Here is a 24,801-nt window from a genome sequence, read left to right as displayed (position 1 = left end):
GGGGGGTGGGACGGGTCAGCGTGCTGACGACGGCGGCGAGTGAATCGTCGTCGCCGACGTTCCCCGCGAACACGATGTAGGGGATGCCGCGGGCGGGGCCGTCGACCGGCTCCCAGAGCGAGACGATCCCGGGCAGCATCGGGCCGCGCACGATCGCGTGCCGGATGCCGAGCCCGTGGGTGGCCACGTCGCTGGACGTGATGCCGCCCTTGGCGATGACGAAGCGGGGGCGCGAGCGGGCGAGGACGCGCTGCACCACCTCGACGACCGCGGCCGAGACCCGCCGCGAGATGTCGAGGCTCTCGTCCTTGTCCTCCGTGCGGCGGAGGAGGCGGCTGGTGTGCACCGCGACGTCTCCGCGGCCCAGCGCGTCGACCGCGGCGTCGACGATCCCGTCGAGGTGGGCGGCGTCCTCGGCCAGCACGGACTCGACGTCGATCTCGAGGGTCCGCTCGAGCGCGCCCTGCGCGGTGAGGACCGCGAGCTGGCGGGACGTGAGCCCCACGTGCGAGCCGACCACGATCAGACCGCCGACGGCGTCGCTCCCGCTCGCTCCGTAGACGTCCTCCGCGGTGAGCGGAGGGTGCACCTCCTGGCCGATGCGGGCGCGGACGAACGGCGGGCCGACGCGGAAGAGGAACCGCTTGCCCTGCTCCTCCGCGGCCGCGAGGCCCAGCGCCAGCAGGCGCATGTCGTCCTCGTGCACGGCGTCGACGACGACCGGGACGGAGCCGGTCAGGGGCAGGATCACGCGGAGGATCCCGTCGACTCCGCCCCGCAGGACGCTCAGGTCCAGGCGGACGACCTGCTCGGCGCTCCAGCGGCCCTGCGTCTTCTCGGCGACGTAGTCGGCGAGGTCGGAGGAGGAGTAGCCGAACGTCGCGTCGCGGGCGAACTCGGTCTCGGCGATCGGAGTGAGCCCGTCCGGCGTGCGCATGAAATGGACGCCGCCGATCGTGACGCGACCGGCATCGGGGAACGCGGGGACCAGCAGCACGGCGTCGAAGCCGTGGCCGGTGGACTCGCGCACCGTCTGCTCGATGACGTCGGTCTCGAGCGGGTAGTGCCCGCGCAGGGTCGAGTCGCCGCGGCTGACGAAGGCGATCGGAGTGCCGGCGGCGTCGGCCGCGCTCGTCGCGTGGGCGACGATCTCGCGGTTGCGCCGGGCGGCCGACTCGGGGTCCAGGCTCCGCGTGTTGGTGAGGACGTAGACGGCGGGGGCGCCCTGCGCCAGCGCCCAGTCGAAGTCCGCCGTCTCCCACGAGGTGAGGACGGGCAGATCGGCGACCGACTGCGTGCCCGTGGGGTCGTCGTCCAGGACGATCAGCACCCTGCCGCTCCGCTGCACGGTCGCGGCGACCTCGGCCGCATCGACCGGGACGTGCTCGGGGTGGCCCGCGAGGGCGCTCGACTCTTCCATCATCACTCCTTTGTAGCTGATAGCAGATATCATACAAGTCGAGCGGGCACCGTCAAGCGCATCCGGATCACGGCTCAGCGCAGCGTCGGCAGGACGTGCTCGCGGAAGTCGTCCGCCGTCTGCTTCATGTGGTCGGCCATCGCCCGGCGCGCGCCCTCGGGCTCGCCGGCCCGCACCGCCTCGAGGACCGCGGCGTGCTTCGCGATCGCCCGGCGCTGGATCCGCTCGATCGCCGACGTCTGCGCCCGCTTCTCGCGCATCACCCGCGAGAGCGGGGCGAAGACCGTGCCGACGAAGACGTTGCCGGTTGCGCGCAGGATCACGTCGTGGAAGGCGATGTCCGCCTCGACGAACGCGGCGACGTCCTCGTCGTCGTGCGCCGCGCGCATGAGGCCCAGCAGCCGCTCGAGCTCCTCGAGGTCGGCGTCGGAGCGGCGGACGGCGGCCAGTGCGGCCGCTCCGCTCTCGATCATCTCGCGCACCTCGATCAGCTGCAGCTCGGTCACCCCGGGATCGGCCCCGCGCGCCGTCACGCGGAGGATCGATGCCAGGTCGGTCCAGAGAGCGAGGGGCGCGACCGAGCCGCGCTTGCCGCGCCGGACGTCCAGCACGCCCAGGCCCTGCAGACGCTTGAGGGCCTCGCGCATGGTCACGCGGCTCACATCGTGCTGCTCGGCGAGCTCGGCCTCGCTCGGCAGCTCGGAGCCGACCTCGAGGACCCCCGCGACGATGTCGTCGAGCAGGGCGTCCGCCACGGTCGTGACGAGGGAGGCGCGGACCACGGCAGGGTCTCCCGTCGGTCAGGGGGTTCCAGTGTACGGGCGGGACGGATCGCGTCCCGGGAACGGCGAAGGCCCCCGGCACGGATGCCGAGGGCCCTCGTCGTCGCGCTCCAGGGAGCGCGGTGCGCGACTTACGCGCGGGACTTGCGACCGGTGATCGCGCCGTAGACGAGCAGCACGATCAGGGCGCCGACGATGGCGAGCGCCCAGGTGCCGAGGTCGAAGAAGTTCTCGAGGCCGCGACCGAAGATCGCGCTGCCGATGAAGCCTCCGAGGAGGGCGCCGACGACGCCGAGGACGAGCGTGATGATCCATCCGCCGCCCTGACGGCCCGGGAGGATCGCCTTCGCGATGGCTCCGGCGATGAGTCCGAGGATGAGGAATCCGATGATGCCCATGATGTTTCTCCTTCGTGGTCGTGCTCGACCGGCCGTTCCGATGCGAGCGTCGACGCCTGTCGTGATGGCGTCCTGTGAAGTTCTCTTCCGGTCAGCGGAGTGAGCGCTGCACCTTCGCGCGGGCCTTGGCCGCGATGGAGGCGAAGTGCTCGGCCTCGCGCTTGGAGGTCTTCTTGAGCTTCTTGCGCGTCTTCTTCGTGGCAGGGTCGTTCCACACGCCGAGTGCGAGATGACGCAGCTCCTCGTAGCGGGCGCGTCCGGCGCGGGCGCCGAAGACGTACGCTGCCAGAGCGACGAGCGTCAGCAGGACGAGGCGGGGATTCATGCGGTGACCCTTCCATCGGAGAGCACAGGGGCGTGCTCGACCACCATTTGACTCTCCTGCGCAGTGCGTGGCAATTCAGGGCCCGACCATTGACAGCGACCCCTCGGGCCTGGTTCGCGTGCGCGCAGTGCCGCATCCGGGTGCCTCCCGCGAATCGCGGACGCGGCGGAGGGCCCCAGACCACGCAGGGCTTCGGACAGCGAGCGCCTCAGGCGACGGAGCCGGCGAAGCGCTCGTGCAGGTACGCCCCGTAGCCGCCGTCGACGCGGTTGTCCCGCCGGCCCGAGGTGATCACCTCGCCCCGGTCCGTCGCCCCGACCCGCGCTCCGATCGCGTGCAGGCGCTCGACGAGCCGCACGTCCTCGTGCAGCGCCTCGGCTCCGAACCCGCCGGCGAGGAGGTAGCAGCGGGCGCGGACGCCGAGGTTCGCCCCGTGGATGCTCCCGATCGACTGCTCCCGATCGCGGGTCTCCCGCCACCGTCCGTACACCTCGGGGGCGAGGTCCGCGGGGTCGGGCCGGACCGTCCCGACGAGGGCGTCGTGCCGGCGCGCGTGCTCCACGTGCGCGCTCAGCCAGTCCACCGGGACCACCGTGTCGGCGTCGGTGTTCGCGATCCAGACCCGGTCGAGCGGTTCCGGAGTGGAGGAGAGGGCGTGCGCGATCCCGGCCGCCCGCGCGGCCCCCACGCCGCACCGCTCCAGCTCGAGCACGTCCGCCCCGGCGGCGCGGGCCCGCTCCGCCGTCGCGTCGGTGCAGCCGTCGGCCGCGACCAGGAGCCGGACCCGGACGCCGGGGTGCGAGCGGACGAGGCGCGTGGCGCTCGCCTGCACCGAGGCGACGAGTCCGCCAATCCGCTCCTGCTCGTCGTGCGCGGGGACGACGACGAGCACGTGCTCCAGACTCCTCACAGCAGGCCCGTCCGTCGCGCGACCGAGCGGGGATCGCGGGCGTGCACCTCGAGCAGCACGTCCTCCTCCTCGTGCCGCACGAGACGGTGCAGGCCCAGGCGCCCCACGGCGGCCTGCACGGCGTCGCCGTCGAGCTCGAGACCGGCGACGGGGTGCCGCCAGTGCACCGTGACCAGCTCGCCCGAGGGGGAGAGGGCGTCGCGCACGCCCTGCAGGACCTCGTCGAGCGCCGCGGCGCCGAGGTAGTAGCCGACCTCCGAGAGCACGATCAGGTCGAACGGCCCCTGCGGCACGCGCGCGGTGATGTCGTGCCGCTCGACGCGCACGTGCGGCAGCGGCGCGAGCCGTCGCGCGGCCCGATCGACCGCGGCGGCCGAGACGTCGATCGCGAGCAGCCGGTCGGCGCGCTCGGCGAGAGCCTCGGCCAGCACGCCGATCGACGAGCCGATCTCGAGCACCGCCTCGTAGCGCCGCTCGGGCAGGCTCGCCAGCGTGAGCGCGCGCTTGCGCTCCTCGTACCAGCGGCTGGTGTACCCCCAGGGGTCCTCGTGCCGCTCGTACAGGTCATCGAAGTAGGTCGTCCGGCCGTCCATCGCTCCTGACACTAAGCAGGATGCGGACGACGGGCGGCCACTTGTCCGCGCGACCGAGGTGCGCTATCCGGCGACCCGGATCAGGTGGTCGTCGCCCAGGAAGTGGCGGACGAAGAGCGTATGCAGCACCGCCGGGCCGCCGTCCGGCTCCCGACGCGTCTGGCTGGCGTACTCGCCGAGCGCCGCGCGCCTGCTCGCGCGGCCGTCCTCGTCGACCTCGACGCGCACCAGCGACGCCCACGGCACCGCCGCGTCGGCCGGCTGCGCCCAGTGCCAGAGCCAGATCGGCGCGGCGAGCACGGGCTGCCCGAGCCGGGCGCCCACCTCGGCGCACACCTCGCCGACGACCCGGTGGTCGCGGTGCCCGTCGCCGGCCCACGTCGAGAGCACCAGCACCGTGCCCGCGGGGCCGGAGGCGCGCCGCCGCACCTCGTCCGCGATGCGGTCGCGGTGCTCGGGAGTCGCGGAGTCGGGCACCTCCAGGAACGCCAGTCCTATGCCGTCGCCGAGCCGGTCCAGCGCCGCCCGGGCCTCCCGCCGGCGCTCCGCGGCGATCGCGGGGGAGGGCTCGCCGTGCGACGCCGCTCCGTCCGTCACGATCAGGACGTCCACCGGCACTCCGCGGCGCCGCGCCAGCGCGATCGTGCCCCCGCAGCCCAGCGTCTCGTCGTCGGCGTGAGCGGCGACGACGAGCACGCGCCGCACGCCGTCCAGCACCGCGGCGGCGGGGAGGGCGTCACGGCGGCCGTCCTCCCGCCACACCTCGAGGGGCGTGCCCTCGAGGTGCCCGTCGAAGCTCACCACGCGTCCGAGGACCCCGAGGAGAGGACCGCTCGCCCGAGCGCCGCGTCGTCGCGCTCGGCGTGGTGCTGGCGCACGTAGAGGGCGAGGTCGGCGACGCGCTTGGCGTGCTCCTCGTCCAGGGCCAGCGGTGCCGGCCCGAGGGCCCGGCCCGCGCGGGCGAGCACCTCCTCGCACGCCGCCGCGGTGCTCGCCCGGGTCCGCTTGGCCAGCAGTGAGCCGGCCGCGCCGGTCGCCGCGCCGGCGTCCACGAGCCGGGCCGCCTCGGCCAGAGCCCGCCGCGCCGCCTCGAGCGCCGTGTCGATCGCGCCCAGGTGGGCCAGCAGGTGCGGATCCTCGCGGCGCGCGGCGGCCGCGGCGACCACCGCGCCGATGCCGCGCGCTCCTCCGTACCAGCAGGCCGCGACCGCGACGCCGCCCCAGGCGAACCCGGGTCGCGAGAGGTACCAGCCGATCTCGCCGACGGGAGTCGCCCGCGCCGCACGGAAGCGCACGGGTCCGCTCGGGATCTCGGCGAGTCCCCTCGCGTGCCACGCGCCCTCGAGGGGCTCCGCGGAGCCGTCCCGGAGCCCCACCGCGAAGAGGCGGCGCTCGCCGGAGGCGTCGCCCACGTGGGCCGTCACCAGGGCGGCGTCCAGGCGGTCGGCCAGCGAGCACCACGGCTTGACGCCGTCCAGTCGCCAGCCGTCGCCGTCGGCGCGCGCGACCAGCGGATCCTCGCCGCCCTCCGCCGCGAAGACGCCCCAGACCGCGTCCGAGGAGACGCCGACGTCGCCCGGGGAGAGGTCCGCCTCGGCGAGGATCGCCAGGGCGTCCAGGTGCGGTTCGACGGTGCGGGCGACCCCGAGGTCGTGCCGGGCGAGCCGGGCCAGCAGCGCGAGCAGTTCCGCGGTGCGGCCGGAGCCGGGCAGCGGAGCGTCGGGGCCGAGCGCGCGGGCGAAGGCGAGCGCGCCGGCCACGTCCGTCGGCAGGGGCGCGTGCAGGGGGAGGGCGGAGGTGAGCGGTTCCATCGCCGCCGACGCTACGCAGTGCGCCGTCCCCGCCGCGCTGATTGCCCGCGGAGCCGGTCGGTGCTAGCTCTGCGCCACCTCTACAGCTCGAGAGCGTTGATCCGGTGCAGGAGGCGGCCGAGCTGCTCGACCTCGCCGTCGCCCCAGCCGCGCAGCTCCTCGTGCAGCTGAGCCTGATCGGAGGAGCGGATCTCGCGCAGCCGCTCGGCGGTCTCCGGCGTGACGGACAGGATCGTCGACCGCCCGTCGGCCGGATCGGGGGAGCGCGAGAGCAGGCCGAGCCTGTCCAGCGCCGTGATCTGCCGACTGAGCGTCGACTTGTCGGTCTCGAGCAGCTCCGCGAGAGCGCCGGAGGAGACGGGCCCGCGCCGCTCCAGCGCCGACAGCGTCTTGTACCCGGCCGCCGTCAGCTCCGGATGCACGCGCTCGGCGTAGGAGCGCATCATCGCGCGCACCCGGGTGAACAGGGTGCTGAGCTCGCCCTCGACCGAGGCGATGGCCGCGTCGACGTCGCGGGCGGTGGTGGGGCTCTCTCCGGTCATGCCTCCATCGTGCCCCGTCCTCCCGTGGACCCGACTTGCATCGAGGGCTCGGCATGTCGTACGCTTCCCGAAGCCAAAGACCGCCGGTTTCCGGTGCGCGCACGAGCAGGGCCCCGGCCCCGCGAGATCGCCACTCGGACGAAGGATTCGCGAAGCGAATGGCCCGCGCAGGTGTGAACGAGACCATGAACCGCGAGAGATCGCGTGTTCCGAAGCTCCGAGCGCTTGCGCCGGAGCTTTTTTCTTTGCCTGCCTTCGGGCTACCGGCACGAGAATTCACAGGAGTAGCCATGGCGAACAAGGAAGCCTCGGTTGCCGAACTCACGGAGAAGTTCCAGAGCTCGACGGCCGTTCTGCTGACCGAGTACCGCGGTCTCACCGTTGCGCAGCTGAAGACGCTGCGCAAGGACATCAGTGAGCACGCAACCTACGCCGTGGTGAAGAACACGCTGACCAAGATCGCGGCGAACAACGCCGGTATCTCGTCCTTCGACGACGAGCTCGCTGGCCCCTCGGCCATCGCGTTCGTGCACGGCGACCCCGTCGCCGTCGCGAAGTCGCTGCGTGCCTTCGCCAAGGCAAACCCTCTGCTCGTGGTGAAGGGCGGTTACTTCGACGGTAACCCCCTGACCGCAGAAGAGGTGGGCAAGCTCGCCGACCTCGAGTCCCGTGAAGTGCTGCTCGGCAAGCTCGCCGGCGCCTTCAAGGCCTCGCTGTTCGGTGCCGCATATCTGTTCAACGCCCCGCTGTCCAAGGCCGTTCGCACGGTCGAGGCGCTGCGCGAGAAGCAGGAGTCCGCGAGCTGACGTCTTCCTCCGGGAGACAGCGCACGCGGTTCGTAGACAAGAAAAACTAGGAGAAAAATCATGGCAAAGCTCACGCAGGACGAGCTCATCGAGGCCTTCAAGGAGCTCACGCTCATCGAGCTCTCTGAGTTCGTCAAGAAGTTCGAAGAGGTCTTCGAGGTCACCGCCGCCGCGCCCGTCGCGGCTGCCGGAGTCGCCGGCCCGGCCGCTCCCGCCGAAGAGGTCGAGGAGCAGACCGAGTTCGACGTCGTGCTCGAGGCCGCCGGCGAGAAGAAGATCCAGGTCATCAAGGAGGTGCGCGCGCTCACCAGCCTCGGCCTCGGTGAGGCGAAGGCGCTCGTCGACGGCGCCCCCAAGGCCGTCCTCGAGGCCGTCAACAAGGAGACTGCCGAGAAGGCCAAGGGCCAGCTCGAGGCCGCCGGCGCGACCGTCACCGTCAAGTAGTACTGCGCCGACCCCGGTCGGCATCAGCGCAGGGCGCCGTCTCCTCGGAGGCGGCGCCCTTAGCCGTTCCCGCACCGTGTCCCCGCGGGCTCGGATCCGCGCGGGCTCTAGAATCGGGGCGTGTCCGCTCCAGATCCACTCGCAGGCCTGCCCGCCCGCGACGTGCCGCCCAGCGAGGTCTCGCTCAGCGAGCTGCTGAGCGACTTCGTGTCGGTGACCCACCGCATCACCCGCCTCGCCGCGCAGGCCACGGACAACCAGGAGTCGCAGGCAGTCTGGCGCACGCTCTCGGTGCTGCTCTCGATGGGCCCGATGCGTTTGGGCGAGCTCGCCTCGCAGAGCCGCGTCTCGCAGCCGACGATGACCAAGATCGTGAAGAACCTCGTCGAGAGCGGCTGGCTCGCCCGCATCGCCGATCCCGCCGACGCCCGCGCCTGGCAGATCCAGCTCACCGACGTCGGAGCCGGAGCCCTGGCGACCTGGCGCTCGGAGCTGGGCGACGCCCTCACGCCGATCTTCGCGGACCTCGCCCCCGACGACCGCCGCGTCCTCGAGCGCGCGGTCGAGATCATGCACGAGCGCCTGGTGGTCGGCCCGCGCAGCTGACGAGCGGTGTCGGTCGTGGCCGCTACGGTCCCTCCGTGACCCGCTTCCTGCTCCACGCCGACGCCGATGCGTTCTTCGCCTCCGTCGTGATGCGGCGGCGTCCCGAGTTGCGGCAGGTGCCGATGGCGGCCGTCGCCCACGTCTTCATCGCCAGCGCCAACTACCCCGCCCGAGCGCTCGGGGTGCGCGGCGGCATGCCGGTCCAGGAGGCACGCGCGATCTGCCCGTCGCTCGTCCTCGTCGATCTGCCGCGCGACGCGATCGAGGAGGCGAGCGACGCGCTGTTCGACCTCTTCGCCTCCTCGGCCCGGGCGGTGGAGCCCGGCTCGATGGAGGAGGCGTTCCTCGACGTCGGCGCCTCGGACGAGTCGGGCGCCCTCGCAGCCGGCCGCGAGCTGCGGCGGAGGGCCGCGGTCGAGTTCGGGTTGCCCGTGAGCGTCGGCATCGGATCGACGAAGCTCCTCGCGAAACTCGCGTCGCGGGCCGCGAAACCGGACGGGCTGGTCCTCATCGGAACCTCCGAGGAGGCGGACCTCCGCGAACGGCTGCCGCTCGGGGACGCCTGGGGCGTCGGGCCCGTGAGCCGGGAGCGGCTCCGGGTGATCGGGGTCGAGCGCCTCGGCGACCTCGACGACGTCTCGGACGGCGAGTTGACGAGCGTCTGCGGTCCCGCGATGGCTCGGCGCCTCCGCGGCTACCGGGCCGGCACGGACGACGCCGTCGTCCGCCCGGTCGAGGAGCGCCGCACCCTGAGCTCGGAGGGCACCACCTCCGGGTACGACCGCGCCGACCACTCGCCGTCGGAGCTGGTCGAGGCTTGTCTCGCGCGCGTCTGCCGCCGCGCCCGGCGCGCCGGTCTCGTCGCGACCGGGCTGTCCCTCTCCCTCCGCCCCGCCTCCGGCGGGTCCGCGATCGTGCTGCGACGGGCCCGTGCCGATGCCTCGGCCGAGGAGGAGGAGTGGGCCGCCACGGCGCGGGAGCTGCTCGCCGAGGGGTCGCCTCCTCCGCTCGTCGGGGCCGCCGTCACCCTCACCGGACTCGTGCCGCGAGGGAGCGCACCGGTGGCTCTGTTCTGAGGCGCCACCGCCCGCCACACTGGGGTCGTGCGCCTGCGTCTCGAACTCGTCCCCCTGCCCGTCGCCGACGTCGATCGGGCCGTGGCCTTCTACAGCGGTGTCGTCGGCTTCGCGATCGACCACGACGTCCGCCCGGCCGAGGGGATGCGGATCGTGCAGCTGACTCCGCCCGGCTCGGCGTGCTCGATCGTCGTCGGCACCGGCATGGGGCTCGATCCCGCCGACGGCGTGGTCCGCAACCTCCACCTGGTCGTCGACGACCTGGCCGAGGCGCGGGAGGAGCTCGTCGGCCGCGGCCTCGCGCTCAGCGAGGTCCAGGACATGGGCGGCGTCCTCTACGCGTACTTCGCCGATCCCGACGGCAACTCCTGGGCCCTGCAGCAGATCGGCGCCGCAGCCCGGCCCCCGGCCTGAGCCGGGGTCGAGGGCTCAGTCCTCGGGCCACTCCACGCGCGCCTGCACCTCGGGGTGCTTGCGGAGCCACGCGGCGATGAACGGGCAGCGCGGCACGACGGTGCCGCCCGCCTCCGTCACGGCCGAGACCGCCGCACGGGCGAGGGCGCTGCCGAGACCGTGCCCCTCCCACTCGTCCTCGACGACGGTGTGGGTGAAGACGACGCGGTCGCCGCGGAGCGAGTAGGCGGCGAAGCCGGCCGTCGCGCCGTCGACCGAGATCTCGAACCGTGAGCGCTCGGGGACGTCGATCACGGACGGGGCGGTGGGGGAGTCGGAGTCGCTCATGCTCCGATTCTGCCCCTCGCGCTCCGATCCGGGCCATCATGCTCCGATGAGGGACCTCACGCTCCGATCCGGGCCCCTCGCGGCGCCGAGGTGCTCGTGCGGATCACGAGCGAGGCCGGGATCGTCGTGTGGCGGGCCGGGGGAGGCGACTCGCCGCGGGCGAGGGCGGCCAGCGCCGCGAGGATGAGCTCCACCGCCAGCTCGCCCTGCTGACGCGGGTCCTGGCGGATCGAGGTCAGCCCGAACAGGTCGGCCAGCGGATGGTCGTCGATCCCGATGATCGAGACGTCCTCGGGCACCGACAGCCCCAGCTCCCGGGCGGCGAGGACGATGCCGATCGCGATCTCGTCGGAGGCGGCGAAGATCGCGGTGGGGCGGGTCCGCGGATCGCCCAGCACCTGGCGCCCGGCGCGGTGCCCGCCGGGGATGTCGAAGCGCGTCGGGACGAACGAGCCCGCGTCGAAGTCGAGACCCGCCGCGTCGAGCGCCTGACGGAAGCCCGCGAGGCGCTTGGTGTGCACGCGGAAGTCCATCTCCTCCTCCGCCAGCCCGCCGATGTGCACGATCCGCTCGTGTCCGAGCGAGAGCAGGTGCTCGGTGGCCAGGCGTGCGGCGGCGACGTCGTCGATGCTGAAGGTCGGGATCCCGGGGAGCTCCCCGCCGATGCCCACGACCGGCTTGCCGAGCGCCAGGAGCGCCTCCGTCTCGCCGGGCGAGATCTCGAGGGTCACGGCGACGATCGCGTCGACGCGCTTGCGCACGAGGTAGTACTCGAAGACGCTGCGGCGCGCGTCGCGGTGCTTGTCGATGTTGTAGAGGAGCAGGTCGTAGCCGGCCGCGAGGAGGGCGTGCTCGATGCCGTCGATGATGCCGCCGAAGAACCACTGGTTGATGACGGGGATGATGACGGCGACGTTGTTGCTGCGCCCGGTCACGAGGCTCGAGGCGTTCGCCGACACGACGTAGCCCAGGCTCGCGGCGGCCTTCTCGACGCGCTGCTTGGTGCCGGCCGAGACGTAGCCGCGGCCGCTCAGCGCCCGCGAGACCGTCGCTTTCGAGACTCCCGCGAGCTCGGCGACCTCTTCGATGCCCGTCACGGCGTACCTCCCGTCCCGCCCGGCGTCGATGCTGGAAACGGTTCCAGGAAGTTATACCCCGTCCGTGGGGTCCTGCCCATTCGGGGTGCACGGCGCGTGCCGCAGTTCCGGGGACGGATCCGCGGTTCGACGCCGAATCGTTATCTCAGAGAGCGCTCTACCGGGCACGTTGTGGTTTCATCGAACTTGTGGAAAGGTTTCCCTCCGTGGGAGCCCTGCCCACGTGTAACCGGTGATCCGCACGGAAGACCTCCCTGCGGCTCTCGAGTCTGACGGGCCCCGCCCTCGGCTGAACCACCACTCAATGAGGAGGAACCATGCGGTCATCCCTGCACCGCCGTATCACCCTTCCGGTCGCCGTTCTCGCGGCTGCCGGTATCGCGCTCGCCGGCTGCTCCGGCACGAGCGACCCCAACGACCCGAACGCCGGCGGCGGCTCCGGCAACTCCGTCGGCAACGCCGACGGCGTCGTCAACGTCTACGGCACCATCAACGGTGACGAGGCCACCCTCCTCGAGCAGTCCTGGGCGGACTGGGAGGAGGAGTCGGGCATCGACATCAAGTACACGGGCGACAAGGAGTTCGAGAAGCAGATCGGCATCAAGGTCCAGGGTGGCGACACCCCCGACCTCGCGATCTTCCCGCAGCCGGGTCTGCTCGCCGACACCGTCGCCTCCGGCAAGGTCCAGGAGCTGCCCGAGGGCGCCCTGACCAACGTGCAGGAGAACTGGTCCGAGGACTGGCAGAAGTACGGCCAGGTCGACGGCACCCAGTACGGCGCGCCGCTCATGGCGAGCGTCAAGGGCTACATCTGGTACTCGCCGGCCAAGTTCGCCGAGTGGGGCGTCTCGGTCCCCACCACGTGGGACGAGATGGAGGCGCTCGGCAAGACGATCGCCGAGAAGACCGGCGGACCGTCCTGGTGCGCGGGCTTCAACTCCGGTGAGGCGTCGGGCTGGCCCGGCACCGACTGGATCGAGGACGCCGTCCTCCGCGAGGCCGGCCCCGACGTGTACGACTCCTGGGTCGCGGGCGACACCCCGTTCACCGACCCCGAGATCAAGGCCGCGTTCGACTCCGTCGGATCGATCCTCCTCGACCCGACCCTCGTCAACGCGGGCTACGGCGACGTCTCGTCGATCAACTCGACCGCGTTCGGCGACGTCGCGCAGAACATCGCCAACGGCACCTGCGCGCTGACCCACCAGGCCTCGTTCTTCGAGGGCTTCCTGATCTCGGCCGGTGCCGACGTGTCCGAGGACGGCGACGTCTGGGCCTTCCTCACCCCGCCGACCTCGGCCGACGACCCGCAGGCCGTCACCGGTGGTGGCGAGATGGTCGCCGCGTTCTCGAACGATGAGGACACCGCCAAGGTCCAGGAGTACCTGGCCAGCGCCGACTGGGCCAACAGCCGCGTCTCGCTCGGTGGAGTCATCTCGGCCAACAAGGGACTCGACGCCGAGAACGCGGGCAGCGAGATCCTGAAGGACTCGATCGCCATCCTGCAGAGCGAGGACACCACGTTCCGCTTCGACGGCTCGGACCTCATGCCGAAGTCCGTGGGTGCCGACAGCTTCTGGAAGGGCATGGTCGACTGGATCGACGGCTCGAGCACCGATCAGGTCCTCGAGGAGATCCAGGCCGGATACACCTCCTAGCGGCAACGAGGACGAGGGCCGCCGCTCACTGGGCGGCGGCCCTCGTCCTCGCTAGGCTTCAGCTGAGTTCAGAGTCGCACTCGAAAGGGCGTCCATGTCCGCATTCTTCCAGTGGCTCGCGAGCATCCCCCCGCTCGCGCAGATCCCGATCATCCTCCTCGCCTTCGCGGCCGTCGTCGCGATCATCCTGTTCTTCGTCGAGATCGCGCCCCGCCGAGGTACGGGCTACACGATCCTCCGCCTCGCGGTGACCGTGCTCCTGCCGGTCGTGCTGCTGCTCGCGTTCGGCCTCTACAACTCCGTCATGTGGGTCGCGGTCGTCGCCGCGGTGCTGGGCGGCGCGCTGTTCCTGCTCGACTTCCGGTCCCGCAAAGGCGCGGGCTACGGACTGCAGCTGGTCGCGTTCATGGCTCCGGCCGCGTTCTTCATCCTGATCGGCCTGATCTACCCGACGATCACGACCGCGCTGAACGCCTTCATGAAGAACGACGGCTCCGGCTTCGCCGGGCTCGACAACTTCGTCTGGGTCTTCACGAGCCCCGACGGCATCACAGCCTTCCTCAACACGGTCGTCTGGGTGCTCCTCGCCCCGATCACCGCGACGGCCATCGGCCTCGCCTACGCCGTCTTCATCGACAAGAGCCGCGGCGAGAAGTTCTTCAAGCTGCTGGTCTTCATGCCGATGGCGATCTCGTTCGTCGGCGCGTCGATCATCTTCAAGTTCTTCTACGACGTCCGGCAGGGCGACCAGATCGGCGTGCTGAACGGGATCCTCACCGCGTTCGGCGCGACCCCCGTGGACTGGCTGGGGCTGGAGCCCTGGAACACCCTGTTCCTCGTCGTCGTCCTGATCTGGACCCAGGCCGGCTTCGCGATGACCGTGCTCTCCGCGGCCATCAAGGGCGTCCCGGCCGAGCAGCTCGAAGCGGCGTCGCTGGACGGCACCAACGCGTGGCAGTCGTTCTGGAACGTGACCGTCCCGGGCATCCGCTCGTCGATCGTCGTGGTCCTGACGACCATCTCGATCGCGTCCCTCAAGGTCTTCGACATCGTCTCGGCGATGACCGGCGGCCGCTCCGACACCACGGTCCTGGCCTTCGAGATGGTGCGCCAGTTCCAGCTCGGAGCCCGCAGCGGCTACAGCGCGGCCCTCGCGGTCATCCTGTTCCTGCTCGTGCTGCCGATCGTCGTCTACAACGCCCGCCAGCTCGCCAAGCAGAGGGAGATCCGATGAGCGTCACGCCCACTCCGATCCAGGTCCCGGTCGACCGCACCACCGAACGACGCCTCGCGCGCGGGGAGTCGAAGATCGAGACGGCCAGCGGCAAGGTCCGCAAGGCGACCACCTCGCGCGGAGCGACCCTCGCGGCCGCGATCATCGCGGCCATCTGGACGATCCCCACCCTCGGCCTGTTCATCTCGTCGTTCCGACCCGCGAACGACATCAAGACGACCGGCTGGTGGACGATCTTCGCCAACCCGGGCTTCACGCTCGACAACTACGCGAACGCGCTCAACTCGGGCGACAGCCTGACGCTGGGCAAGGCGTTCGTGAACTCGCTGGTCATCACGCTGCCCGCGGCGCTCATCCCCATCACCATCGCGAGCCTCGCGGCCTACGCGTTCGCCTGGATCGACTTCAAGGGCCGCAACACGCTCTTCGTCCTGGTGTTCTCGCTCCAGATCGTGCCGATCCAGATGGCCCTCGTGCCCCTGCTGCAGCTGTTCTCGGACGGACTGCGCATCGGCAACCTCTACATCCTCCCCGGCCTCGGGGTGAACGGGTTGGACGGCTCGTACGCGAAGGTGTGGATCGCGCACACGATCTTCGCGCTCCCGCTGGCGATCTTCATGCTGCACAACTTCATCTCGGAGATCCCGGGCGAGGTCATCGAGGCGGCGCGGGTGGACGGAGCCGGCCACGGCCAGATCTTCTTCCGCATCGTCCTGCCGCTCTCGGTGCCGGCGATCGCGTCCTTCGGCATCTTCCAGTTCCTCTGGGTCTGGAACGACCTGCTGGTCGCGACCGTCTTCACCTCCGGGCAGGGACTGCCGATCACGAAGGCGCTGCAGGACCTGTCGGGCTCGTACGGCCAGTCGTGGGAGCTCCTCACGGCGGGCGCGTTCATCTCGATCATCGTGCCGCTCATCGTGTTCTTCGCCCTCCAGCGCTTCTTCGTCCGCGGCCTGCTGGCCGGCGCGACCAAGGGCTGATCACTTCCACCGTCGGACGGCCCGGGACTCCTGCTCAGCAGGGGCCCGGGCCGTTCGGCGTTCCGTGCCTCGGGAGCGGCCCCGCTGCCGGGAGCGGACTCTCGAAACGCGCCCCTGCTGCGCTGCTCGATCAGCACGGGGCGGCGGGTTCCCGGCCCGCTGATCAGCGCGCCTCCGCAAGCACGGATCCGCCCTGGGCGGAAGCGGGAGAACGTGTCGGCGGCCGGGGTTATGGTCGAGCGATGAGCAGGATGGGCGACGTGGCGGCGAGCGGCGGCATGCGTCCGGGAGCGGTGCGGGGGAAGATCTCGAGCAGCGACCCCGACCGTCAGCGCAAGCAGAACGAGGACGCTCCCCGCATCGACCACCTGCTGCGGCGCATCGCCGATCTGTTCCGCGATCACCGCCCCAAGCTGACGCTCACCGTCGTCCTCGTGCTCGTGGGCGCCGCCCTCACGGTCGTGCCGCCGCTGCTCACCCAGCTGGCGTTCGACCGGGGCCTCTTCCCGCCGGACGGCACTCCGGACCTCCCTGTCCTGCTCGAGCTCGTCGGCATCATGGTGCTCGTCTGGGTGCTCTCCGCGGTGCTCGGCGTCTGGCAGACGCTGCTGACCGCCACGGTGGGCAACTCCGTGATGGGCGAGCTGCGCATCCGGCTGTTCCGCCATCTCCAGGCGATGGAGCTCGGCTTCTTCACCCGCACCCGCACCGGAGTGATCCAGTCGCGGCTCGCCAACGACGTCGGCGGCGTCGCGAGCGTGCTCACCAACACGGTGTCGAGCGTGCTCGGCAACACGGTCACGGTGATCGCCGCGGTCGTCGCCATGCTGCTGCTGTCGTGGCAGATGACGATCGTCGCGCTCGTCCTGATGCCGGTGCTCGTGGTGGCTCAGCGCCGCGTCGGCCAGGTGCGCGCGCGCATCGCCACGAAGACGCAGGAGTCGCTGTCCGAGATGACGGCGATCACCCAGGAGACCCTGAGCGTCTCGGGCATCCTGCTCGCCAAGAGCTTCGGACGCCAGGAGTCGGAGGTGTCGCGGTACGCCGACGAGAACGGGCGCCAGATCGACCTGCAGGTGCGCCAGCAGATGTCCGGGCAGTGGTTCTTCGCGACCGTGCAGATCTTCCTCTCGGTGATCCCCGTGGTCGTCTACCTCGCCGCCGCGTGGCTCATCCTCGGCGGCACGACGGTCACCGCCGGCACGGTCGTCGCCTTCACCACCGTCCAGGCCCGCCTGATGTGGCCGCTGCTCGGACTCATGAGGGTGGCACTCGATCTGCAGACCGCCGGCGCCCTCTTCGCGCGCATCTTCGAGTACCTCGACCTGCGCCCCGCGATCACCGACCGCGACGGCGCGCGCGAGGTCGACGGCGAGCTGGGCCGGGTCGAGCTCGACGACGTCGTGTTCCGCTACCCCGACCAGACCGAGGAGGCGCGGCCCACGCTCGACCACGTCTCCGTCTCGATCGAGCCGGGTCAGTTCGTGGCCTTCGTCGGTCCCTCCGGCGCGGGCAAGACGACGATCTCGTACCTCGTGCCGCGCCTCTACGACGTGACCGGGGGCGCCGTGCGCTTCGCCGGCACGGATGTCCGGGAGCTGCGGCAGGAGTCGCTCGTCTCGCACATCGGCATCGTCAGCCAGGAGACCTACCTCTTCCACGCGACGATCGGCGACAACCTCCGCTACGCCCGCCCCGACGCGACGCAGGAGGAGCTCGAGGCGGCCGCCCGCGCGGCGAACATCCACGAGACGATCGTCTCGTTCCCGGACGGCTACGACACCCTGGTCGGCGAGCGCGGCTACCGCCTCTCCGGCGGCGAGAAGCAGCGCCTCGCCATCGCGCGCGTGCTGCTGAAGGACCCGGCCGTCCTCATCCTCGACGAGGCGACGAGCGCCCTCGACACCGTCTCGGAGCGGGTCGTGCAGTCCGCCCTCGACGACGCCTCCCGCGGTCGCACCACCATCGCCATCGCCCACCGCCTCTCGACGGTCGTCTCGGCCGACGTGATCCACGTGGTCGCCGCCGGACGGATCGTCGAGTCGGGGACCCACGGCGAGCTGCTGGCCCTCGACGGCCTCTACGCCTCGCTCTACGCGCAGCAGGCCGAGACGACCATCACGGCCTGAGGCCGGGTGCCGACCCGCCGGGCGTCCGCTCCTGGGCCGGGGCCGGGATCAGGCCGCGAGGCCGGTCACTCGCAGGCGATCCCGTCGCCGTCGCGGTCGAGCTTCCGGCTGTAGCCGGCGTCGCCGGTGCGGATCGGAGCGGCTCCCGCGGCGCGGACCGCGGTGCAGTTCTCGTAGTAGGCCGATGCGCCCGCGGGTGCAGGGGCGGCGGGTGCAGGGACGGCGGCCGCGGGCGCGGCGGGTGCTGCGACCGGTGCGGGGACGACGACGGCCTGCGCGGCAGCGGCAGCCGCCGCTGCGGAGGCGGCGGCGGACTCGAGCTCGGCGATGCGCGTCTCGCGTTCGGTGATCGTGGTCGCGAAGGAGGACGCCTCGGCGGTGAGCGTGTCGATCCTCGACTGCAGGCCGGTGGCGGAGGACGTCGCCGCGGCGAGGTCGGCGACGGCGGTCGCGAGCTCCTCCTGCTGCTCGGCGAGCGTGTCCTGCGACGCGACCAGCTGCTCCGTGGCGGCGTCGAGCTGCTCCTGGACGCCGGCCCTGCCGGAGCCGGCGGCGCCGGTGCCCAGGAGCGAGCCGACGGTGAGGGCGCCGACCGACGACCAGACCAGCGCCCAGAGGGGGACGGTGCGGCGCTTCTTGTCCGCGGGGCGGCGGGCGGAGGGCAGCGGAGGCGGCCAGGAGGTGCTGTTCGTGCTGGTCGTCATGGCGGTGCCCCCGTGCGGTTCGTCGGATGTCCCCGGAAAGCGGGGCCGACTCACGCTAGTTCGCGCCGGCGGCGACGACAACACGGTTGTTGTACCTAGTCGGCGACGTCACGACCGGCGCCGGTCACTCCGCCGGGCGGTCCTCGAGCATCTGCTCCATCAGCGAGATCTCGGCCTCCTGAGCCTTCACGACGGACGTGGCGAAGTCGGTCGCGACGCGGTCGCGGCTGCGCGAGAGCAGCGCCTCGGCCATGTCGATCGCGCCGCGGTGGTGCGCGATCATCAGCTCGAGGAACCGGCGGTCGAGGTCGCGCCCCGAGGCCGCGGTCAGCTCGGCGATCTGCTCGGGAGTGGCGAGGCCGGGCATGCTCGAGGGAACGACGTCCTGCTCGGTGCCCATGCCCATCGACGAGTGCTCGTCGGCGGCGCCCTCGAGCGTCGGGCGGCCCATCCAGGTCATCGACGGCTCGGGGGAGGCCTGCGGCAGTCCCCAGGAGACGAGCCAGCCGAACAGCTGGCCGGCCTGCTGCTGCTGCGTGAGCAGGATGTCCTTCGAGACGGTGAGCACTTCGGAGTCGGTGCTCCGCTCATGAGCGATCAGGGCGAGCTCGGCGCCCTGGAGGTGGTGCACCTGCATGTCGCGCGCGAAGCCCGCCTCGGCGCTCGTCGAGGACGGAGTCGCGTCGGGCGCGAACGGCGCGAGGGAGCCGATCACGTAGCCGCCGGCCGCGCCCAGGAGGAGGGCGACGACGGCGACCGCGGCGACGAGGAGGCGGCCCCGCCCGCGGGGTGCCCCGGTGGATCCGTCCGTCACTGCTTGCCGGGGGCGTCGATGCCGCCCGTGCAGGGGGCTCCGGGCTCGGGTGCGGTGGACGCCTGCCAGAAGCGCTCGACGAACGCGTCGATGCGCGGGTCCTCGGGGGAGTCGAGGGCGACCTGGGCGTCCCAGGCGCTGAGCACGATGGGCGACTCGAGGCCCTCGTAGGGCGAGACGACGGTGTAGGTGTCGGGGAGGGCGGCGATCAGCGCGTCGACGTCGGCCTGGGGGAGCGCGGGGTCGTAGGTCGCCCAGACGGCGCCGTGCTCGAGGTCGTGCACCGCGTTCTCGTTGGGGACGGGCTGGTCGTAGACGCCGCAGTTCATCCAGACGGCGTTGTGCGGTCCGCCCGCGGGGGGAGTCTGCTCGTACTCGACTGCGCCGGTGACGTGATCGGCCTCGTTCTCGAAGGTCTGCAGACCGTCGATGTTCCGCGCCTCGACGATCTGCTGGTTGCCGATGACCGTGACCGCGACGATGGCGCCGACGGCGAGGATCGCGAGCGACGTGAGCGTGATGATCCAGATGCGGCCGCTGCGCTTCTTGCGCTCCTGCTCGCGCTTGTAGGCCTCGACCTTCTCCTGGCGGGCGCGGTTCTTGGCGGACATCGTGTCTTTGGGCACGGCGGCGTTCTCTCGTTCCATCCGGGGGCGGTGGCGCCGTCGAGCGGCGCAGGCGCCCTGTGAGGCGCTCTCAGAGGATAACGAGACAGCCTCCGGATCGGATCAACGCGGAGGGCGGGCAGCCTCCGGCCCGGATCGAGCGGACTCGGACCTCAGCCCGCGAAGGTCAGCCAGAGCAGCAGGCCGTTGAGCACGATGAGGAACACCGCGGCGAGGATCGCGCCGAGGGTGGTGAACCAGCGGTTGGCCTGGTCGCCCATCAGGGCCTTGTCGCGCGTCAGCACCACCAGCGGCACGAGCGCGAACGGGATGCCGAACGACAGCACCACCTGGCTCAGCACGAGGGCGCGGGTCGGGTCGAAGCCGACGGCCAGCACGACGAGCGCCGGGATCAGCGTCACCAGCCGCCGGGTCACGAGCGGCACCCGCACGTGCAGCAGCCCGTGCATGATCTCGGCGCCGGCGTAGGCGCCGACCGAGGTCGAGGCGAGACCGGAGGCGAGGAGCCCGACCGCGAACAGGGTCGCGATCACCGGTCCCAGCGCGGCTCCGATGGCGGCGTGCGCCCCCTCGAGGCTGTCGGTGCCGGCGACTCCGGCGAGCGAGTGCGCGGCGAGGAGGAGGATCGCGAGGTTCACGGTGCCGGCGATCGCGAGGGCGACGGTGACGTCGATCCGGGTCGCGGTGAGGATCCTCCGGCGCGCGCCGACGCCGTCGACCCGCCCGAAGCGGTCGCGGGCCAGTGCGGAGTGGGCGTAGATGGCGTGCGGCATGACGGTCGCGCCGAGGATCGACGCGGCCAGCAGCACCGACTCCGATCCCTCGAAGCGCGGCACGAGCCCGGCGATCGCCGAGCCGGCGTCCGGAGGATCGACGACCACGCCGATCGTGAACCCGACGGCGATGACGACCATGAGCGCCGTGATGACGCGCTCGAAGGGGCGGGCGCCGCCGCGGGTCTGGATGAGCAGGAGCGCCAGCGAGACCGCTCCGGTGAGCAGGCCGCCCGCGAGCAGCGGCAGGCCGAAGAGGAGGTTCGGGGCGATCGCCCCGCCGATCACCTCGGCCAGGTCGGTCGCCATGGCGACGATCTCGGCCTGCACCCAGTACGCGCGTCTGCCCCAGCGGCCCCGGAGCCGGTCGCCGAGCAGCTCGGGCAGGCTCCGGCCGGTCATCAGCCCGAGCTTCGCCGAGAGGTACTGGATGAGCCAGGCCATCAGGTTGCCGAGCACCACCACCCAGACGAGCAGGTAGCCGAAGCGGGCACCCGCCGTCATATTGCTCGCGACATTGCCCGGATCGAGGTAGGCGACTCCGGCGACCATGGCCGGGCCGAGCAGCCGGAGGAGGCGGCCATCGGCGGGACGCCGCGGAACGGCGGCGATCGGAGTGGTCATCGGGGTCCGTTCCGCACGTCGGGAGGGGCGTCTCGCGCGACCGCCGGCAGCGTCGCGGACCCCCACGATAGGGCACCGCGCAGGATCGCGGCAGAGGGCTTCCGCGGGCGCGCCCGATGGGTTCCCGGGCTCCCGTCATACGTCCTGGACCGGTTGCTACGCTTTTCCCATGACCCTCGATCGAGCCCTGCCAGCACGCCCGGACACCGGGATGGCCTACGCCGAGTCGGTGCTGGACCTCATCGGGGACACCCCCCTCGTGAAGCTCGGCCCGGTCGCCTCCGGAGTGCAGGCCACGGTGCTCGTGAAGGTGGAGTACCTCAACCCGGGCGGCTCCTCCAAGGACCGCATCGCCACGCGCATCATCGACGCGGCCGAGCGCGACGGGCTGCTGAAGCCCGGCGGCACGATCGTCGAGCCCACGAGCGGCAACACCGGCATCGGCCTGGCGCTCGTCGCGCAGCAGCGCGGCTACCGCTGCGTCTTCGTGCTGCCCGACAAGGTCGGCGAGGACAAGCGCAACGTGCTCACCGCCTATGGGGCCGAGATCGTCGTGACCCCCACGGCCGTCGCCCCCGAGGACCCCGACTCCTACTACTCCGTCTCGGACCGCCTCGCCCGCGAGATCCCGGGGGCGTTCAAGCCCAACCAGTACGCGAACCTCAACGGGCCGCTCAGCCACTACGAGACGACCGGCCCGGAGATCTGGCGCGACACCGCCGGCCGCATCACGCACTTCGTCGCCGGAGTGGGCACGGGCGGCACGATCAGCGGCACCGGCCGGTACCTCAAGGAGGTCTCGGGCGGGCGCGTGCAGAACATCGGCGCCGACCCCGAGGGCTCGGTCTACTCCGGCGGCGGCGGCCGCCCCTACCTGACCGAGGGCGTGGGCGAGGACTTCTGGCCCAGCGCCTACGACCCGGGCGTCGTCGACCGCATCATCGCCTCCAGCGACGCCGAGTCGTTCGCGATGACCCGCCGCCTCGCCCGCGAGGAGGGGCTGCTCGTCGGCGGCTCCAGCGGACTCGCGGTCTCGGTCGCGCTCAAGGCGGCGGCCGAGCTCGGCCCCGACGACGTGGTCGTCGTGCTCCTGCCCGACGGCGGCCGCGGCTACCTCGGCAAGATCTTCAACGACCGCTGGATGCGCTCCTACGGGTTCCTCGAGCACCGCGAGGAGGACACCGTGCGCGACGTGCTCCGCGCCCGCGCCGCGAACCCGCAGACCGGCGAGCTGCCCGACCTGGTGCACGCGCACCCGAGCGACACCGTGCGCGACGCGATCGAGATCATGACCACCTACGGCGTCTCGCAGCTGCCGGTGCTCACGGCCGAGCCGCCCGTGGTGATGGGCGAGGTCGTCGGAGCGGTGGACGAGCGCGAGCTGCTCGACCGCGTCTTCAGCGGGGCCGCGTCGATGACCGACCCGCTCGGCCCCTCCGCCGGCGCCCCGCTGGCCCTGATCGGGCTCGGCGAGAGCGTCTCGGCGGCTCGCGCGGCGCTCACCGAGCACAACGCGCTCCTCGTCACCGACGAGGGCAAGCCGGTCGCCGTCATCACGCGGCAGGACCTGCTGTCGTTCGCCACCGGGTAGCCGGCACCCACCCTCCCGACTCCGCACCCCCCTCTCGATCCGGAAAGCACGCTCATGCCCAAGAAGCAGCACTTCGACACCCGCGCCATCCACGCCGGACAGGAGTTCGACCCCACCACGGGCGCCGTCGTCCCGCCGGTCTACATGACCTCGACGTTCGTCCAGGACGGCATCGGAGGGTTCCGCGGCGGCTACGAGTACGCCCGGTCGGCGAACCCGACCCGCGACTCCCTGCAGGAGCTCATCGCGTCGATCGAGGGCGCCGACGTCGCGTACTCCTTCTCCTCGGGCCTCGCGGCCGAGGACACGTTGATCCGCGCGGCGCTCGCTCCGGGCGACCACATCGTGCTCGGCAACGACGCGTACGGCGGCAGCCACCGCCTGATCGACCGGGTGCACGCGGCGTGGGGGATCCGCAACACCGCGGTCGACATGTCGAACCTGCGCGAGGTGCAGCGCGCGATCGTCCCCGGCGAGACCAGGATGCTCTGGGTCGAGACGCCGTCGAACCCGCTGATGACCATCAGCGACATCGCGGAGCTGGCCGACCTGGCCCACGCGCACGACCTGATCGTGGTCGTGGACAACACCTTCGCCTCCTCGGCGCTGCAGCAGCCGCTGGCGCTCGGTGCCGACGTGGTCGTGCACTCGACGACGAAGTACCTCGGCGGGCACTCCGATGTGGTGGGCGGCGCGCTGGCGCTGCGCTCCGGCCCGCTGGCCGAGAAGGTCGCGTTCCTGCAGTTCGCGGTCGGAGCGATCTCGAGCCCGATGGACGCGTGGCTCACGGTCCGCGGCATCAAGACGCTCGCGGTGCGCATGGAGCGGCACTCCAAGAACGCGCAGGCGGTCGCCGAGTTCCTGGCCGAGCACTCGGCCGTCACGGCCGTGCACTACCCCGGTCTGCCGACGCACCCGGGCCACGAGCTGGCGAAGCGCCAGATGTCGGGCTTCGGCGGCATGCTGTCGGTCGAACTCGCGACGCCGCGGGCCGCACGCAAGTTCGCGGAGTCGACGGAGCTGTTCCAGCTCGCCGAGTCGCTCGGCGGGGTGGAGTCGCTGATCGGCTACCCCAGCGAGATGACGCACGCGTCGGTCAAGGGCACGCCGCTCGAGGTCTCGGAGTCGCTCGTGCGCCTCTCCGTGGGCATCGAGGACGCGAGCGACCTGATCGCCGACCTGTCGGCGGCGCTGCCCAAGCGCTGAGCGCCTCCGGCCGGGTCGGCCGGCGTGCCGACGGGTCTGACCCGAACTGCGGGAGCAGTGGCAGGATCTCGTGCGACAGCGCGATCCTGCCACTGCGAGGATCGCCGCATGACCTCCTCCGCACGCCGTTTCGTCGACCTCAGCCACACCGTCTCGGACGGCCTCGTGACCTATCCCGGGCTGCCCGCGCCGCGGATCCGGCCGCATCTCACCCGTGAGGCGTCCCGCGCCTCCTACGCCCCGGGCACCGAGTTCGCGCTGGACGTGATCGAGATGATCGGCAACACCGGCACTTACCTCGACAGCCCCTTCCACCGCTACGAGGGCGGCACCGACCTGGCGGGGCTCGATCTGGCGACGCTCGTCGACCTGCCGGCCGTCGTCGTGACGGCGCGGGGCGACCGGGCGATCGGGCCGGAGGCGTTCGACGGCCTCGACGTCCGCGGTGCGGCCGTGCTGCTCTCGACGGGTTGGGACGCGCTGTTCGGAGCGCCCGGATACGCGACGGACGCGCCCTTCCTCACAGAGGAGGGCGCGCGGGTGCTCGTCGCGGGCGGTGCGGTGCTCGTCGGCATCGACTCCCTGAACATCGACGACGCGCAGGGCATCGGCACCCGGCCCGCGCACTCGCTCCTCCTGGGGGCCGGGGTGCACGTCGTCGAGCACCTGACCGGGCTGTCCGAGCTGCCCGCGTCCGGCGCGCGCTTCACCGCGGTGCCGCCGAAGGTCAGCGGATTCGGGACCTTCCCCGTGCGCGCGTTCGCCGTGGTCGACGCCCCCTAGCGGCCGCGGGCGCCAGGGAGCCGTCTGGTTATCCTGGAACGATGCATCCCGCCCTCGCCGCGCTCGGCCGCCGTGTCCGGCCCCGCACCCGGCTCGCCGCTCTCGGGCGCCGGGTCCGCCCGCGGACG

27 protein-coding genes are annotated in these 24,801 nt (G+C 71.9%); 12 read left to right on the top strand and 15 right to left on the bottom strand.

Annotated elements, in window-relative coordinates; genetic code table 11:
* From NB037_RS12680 to NB037_RS12640, 9 genes are all read right to left on the bottom strand, one after another.
* The coding region (locus NB037_RS12680) for a four-carbon acid sugar kinase family protein (RefSeq protein WP_251946279.1) at nt 1-1,423 on the bottom strand (1,423 nt) is incomplete at its 3' end.
* Between the two features lie 71 nt (nt 1,424-1,494).
* A complete protein-coding gene (locus tag NB037_RS19925) occupies nt 1,495-2,202 on the bottom strand; it encodes a FadR/GntR family transcriptional regulator (RefSeq protein WP_251946278.1) in 708 nt (235 codons plus the stop codon).
* A 131-nt stretch (nt 2,203-2,333) separates the two neighbouring features.
* Nucleotides 2,334-2,600, bottom strand: a complete 267-nt coding sequence (locus tag NB037_RS12670; RefSeq protein ID WP_207408070.1) for a GlsB/YeaQ/YmgE family stress response membrane protein — start codon at nt 2,598-2,600, stop codon at nt 2,334-2,336.
* Between the two features lie 91 nt (nt 2,601-2,691).
* A complete protein-coding gene (locus NB037_RS12665; RefSeq protein ID WP_251946277.1) occupies nt 2,692-2,925 on the bottom strand; it encodes a hypothetical protein in 234 nt (77 codons plus the stop codon).
* Between the two features lie 208 nt (nt 2,926-3,133).
* The gene (locus NB037_RS12660) at nt 3,134-3,835 is read right to left on the bottom strand and encodes a glycosyltransferase family 2 protein (protein WP_251946276.1); all 702 of its coding nucleotides are present in this window, start codon (nt 3,833-3,835) and stop codon (nt 3,134-3,136) included.
* Nucleotides 3,832-4,428, bottom strand: coding sequence for an SAM-dependent methyltransferase (locus NB037_RS12655; protein WP_251946275.1), 597 nt, complete (start codon nt 4,426-4,428; stop codon nt 3,832-3,834). Before NB037_RS12655 ends, NB037_RS12660 begins: the two co-directional genes overlap by 4 nt.
* A 63-nt stretch (nt 4,429-4,491) precedes the next feature.
* Nucleotides 4,492-5,229 carry a PIG-L deacetylase family protein gene (locus tag NB037_RS12650; RefSeq protein ID WP_251946274.1) on the bottom strand — a complete coding sequence of 246 codons (738 nt, stop codon included), beginning with the start codon at nt 5,227-5,229 and terminating at the stop codon, nt 4,492-4,494.
* Nucleotides 5,226-6,239: an acyl-CoA dehydrogenase family protein gene (locus NB037_RS12645; protein WP_251946273.1), complete on the bottom strand. Its 1,014-nt coding sequence runs from the start codon at nt 6,237-6,239 to the stop codon at nt 5,226-5,228. The genes NB037_RS12650 and NB037_RS12645 overlap by 4 nt, the downstream gene beginning before the upstream one ends.
* Nucleotides 6,240-6,319: 80 nt before the next feature.
* A complete protein-coding gene (locus NB037_RS12640; RefSeq protein ID WP_251946272.1) occupies nt 6,320-6,781 on the bottom strand; it encodes a MarR family winged helix-turn-helix transcriptional regulator in 462 nt (153 codons plus the stop codon).
* A gap of 290 nt (nt 6,782-7,071) precedes the next feature.
* On the opposite strand from NB037_RS12640, the gene rplJ reads away from it, so the two are divergent.
* The 5 genes from rplJ to NB037_RS12615 all read left to right on the top strand — a co-directional run bounded on the left by rplJ (nt 7,072) and on the right by NB037_RS12615 (nt 10,127).
* Nucleotides 7,072-7,587 (top strand): 50S ribosomal protein L10, encoded by a 516-nt coding sequence (gene rplJ / locus NB037_RS12635; protein ID WP_055791018.1) that lies wholly within the window; start codon nt 7,072-7,074, stop codon nt 7,585-7,587.
* A gap of 60 nt (nt 7,588-7,647) precedes the next feature.
* Entirely contained in the window at nt 7,648-8,031 is a 384-nt protein-coding gene (gene rplL, locus NB037_RS12630; protein WP_251946270.1) for a 50S ribosomal protein L7/L12, read from the top strand.
* Nucleotides 8,032-8,151: 120 nt separating this feature from the next.
* Complete coding sequence (locus NB037_RS12625) at nt 8,152-8,637, top strand: MarR family winged helix-turn-helix transcriptional regulator (RefSeq protein WP_251946269.1); 486 nt, start codon at nt 8,152-8,154, stop codon at nt 8,635-8,637.
* A gap of 35 nt (nt 8,638-8,672) precedes the next feature.
* Entirely contained in the window at nt 8,673-9,713 is a 1,041-nt protein-coding gene (locus NB037_RS12620; protein ID WP_251946267.1) for a Y-family DNA polymerase, read from the top strand.
* A gap of 27 nt (nt 9,714-9,740) precedes the next feature.
* Nucleotides 9,741-10,127, top strand: coding sequence for a VOC family protein (locus tag NB037_RS12615; protein WP_251946265.1), 387 nt, complete (start codon nt 9,741-9,743; stop codon nt 10,125-10,127).
* A 15-nt stretch (nt 10,128-10,142) separates the two neighbouring features.
* Here NB037_RS12615 and NB037_RS12610 read toward each other — a convergent pair whose 3' ends face one another.
* Together NB037_RS12610 and NB037_RS12605 are read right to left on the bottom strand one after the other, a co-directional pair.
* Complete coding sequence (locus tag NB037_RS12610; protein ID WP_251946263.1) at nt 10,143-10,454, bottom strand: GNAT family N-acetyltransferase; 312 nt, start codon at nt 10,452-10,454, stop codon at nt 10,143-10,145.
* A 56-nt stretch (nt 10,455-10,510) separates the two neighbouring features.
* Nucleotides 10,511-11,551, bottom strand: coding sequence for a LacI family DNA-binding transcriptional regulator (locus NB037_RS12605; RefSeq protein ID WP_251946261.1), 1,041 nt, complete (start codon nt 11,549-11,551; stop codon nt 10,511-10,513).
* 317 nt (nt 11,552-11,868) lie between these two features.
* On the opposite strand from NB037_RS12605, the gene NB037_RS12600 reads away from it, so the two are divergent.
* The 4 genes from NB037_RS12600 (at nt 11,869) to NB037_RS12585 (ending at nt 17,552) form a co-directional block, all read left to right on the top strand.
* Nucleotides 11,869-13,209, top strand: a complete 1,341-nt coding sequence (locus tag NB037_RS12600) for an ABC transporter substrate-binding protein (RefSeq protein ID WP_251946259.1) — start codon at nt 11,869-11,871, stop codon at nt 13,207-13,209.
* Between the two features lie 94 nt (nt 13,210-13,303).
* Nucleotides 13,304-14,443 carry a carbohydrate ABC transporter permease gene (locus NB037_RS12595; protein ID WP_207407237.1) on the top strand — a complete coding sequence of 380 codons (1,140 nt, stop codon included), beginning with the start codon at nt 13,304-13,306 and terminating at the stop codon, nt 14,441-14,443.
* Complete coding sequence (locus NB037_RS12590; RefSeq protein ID WP_251946258.1) at nt 14,440-15,423, top strand: carbohydrate ABC transporter permease; 984 nt, start codon at nt 14,440-14,442, stop codon at nt 15,421-15,423. The genes NB037_RS12595 and NB037_RS12590 overlap by 4 nt, the downstream gene beginning before the upstream one ends.
* Nucleotides 15,424-15,674: 251 nt before the next feature.
* Nucleotides 15,675-17,552, top strand: a complete 1,878-nt coding sequence (locus NB037_RS12585; RefSeq protein ID WP_251946281.1) for an ABC transporter ATP-binding protein — start codon at nt 15,675-15,677, stop codon at nt 17,550-17,552.
* A 65-nt stretch (nt 17,553-17,617) separates the two neighbouring features.
* Here the strand turns inward: NB037_RS12585 and NB037_RS12580 are convergent, their stop codons facing one another.
* The 4 genes from NB037_RS12580 to NB037_RS12565 all read right to left on the bottom strand — a co-directional run bounded on the left by NB037_RS12580 (nt 17,618) and on the right by NB037_RS12565 (nt 21,093).
* Nucleotides 17,618-18,256 (bottom strand): excalibur calcium-binding domain-containing protein, encoded by a 639-nt coding sequence (locus tag NB037_RS12580; protein WP_251946256.1) that lies wholly within the window; start codon nt 18,254-18,256, stop codon nt 17,618-17,620.
* 124 nt (nt 18,257-18,380) lie between these two features.
* On the bottom strand, nt 18,381-19,070 hold the full coding sequence (locus NB037_RS12575) for a DUF305 domain-containing protein (protein ID WP_251946254.1): 690 nt from the start codon (nt 19,068-19,070) through the stop codon (nt 18,381-18,383).
* Nucleotides 19,067-19,696 (bottom strand): thioredoxin-like domain-containing protein, encoded by a 630-nt coding sequence (locus tag NB037_RS12570; RefSeq protein ID WP_251946252.1) that lies wholly within the window; start codon nt 19,694-19,696, stop codon nt 19,067-19,069. The genes NB037_RS12575 and NB037_RS12570 overlap by 4 nt, the downstream gene beginning before the upstream one ends.
* A gap of 152 nt (nt 19,697-19,848) precedes the next feature.
* Entirely contained in the window at nt 19,849-21,093 is a 1,245-nt protein-coding gene (locus tag NB037_RS12565; RefSeq protein ID WP_251946250.1) for an Nramp family divalent metal transporter, read from the bottom strand.
* 211 nt (nt 21,094-21,304) lie between these two features.
* Here NB037_RS12565 and NB037_RS12560 point away from each other — a divergent pair, with 211 nt between their 5' ends.
* The 3 genes from NB037_RS12560 to NB037_RS12550 all read left to right on the top strand — a co-directional run bounded on the left by NB037_RS12560 (nt 21,305) and on the right by NB037_RS12550 (nt 24,673).
* Entirely contained in the window at nt 21,305-22,684 is a 1,380-nt protein-coding gene (locus NB037_RS12560; protein ID WP_251946280.1) for a cystathionine beta-synthase, read from the top strand.
* Between the two features lie 54 nt (nt 22,685-22,738).
* Nucleotides 22,739-23,890 carry a cystathionine gamma-synthase gene (locus NB037_RS12555; protein WP_251946248.1) on the top strand — a complete coding sequence of 384 codons (1,152 nt, stop codon included), beginning with the start codon at nt 22,739-22,741 and terminating at the stop codon, nt 23,888-23,890.
* Between the two features lie 108 nt (nt 23,891-23,998).
* Nucleotides 23,999-24,673 (top strand): cyclase family protein, encoded by a 675-nt coding sequence (locus NB037_RS12550; RefSeq protein ID WP_251946246.1) that lies wholly within the window; start codon nt 23,999-24,001, stop codon nt 24,671-24,673.
* The last annotated feature ends 128 nt before the right edge of the window (nt 24,674-24,801 follow it).

This window comes from Rathayibacter rubneri (genome assembly GCF_023743255.1).
Taxonomy (GTDB): Bacteria; Actinomycetota; Actinomycetes; order Actinomycetales; family Microbacteriaceae; genus Rathayibacter; species Rathayibacter rubneri.
The sequence above is the reverse complement of the archived record's forward strand: the minus strand, read 5'-3'. Positions and strand labels throughout refer to the sequence as shown.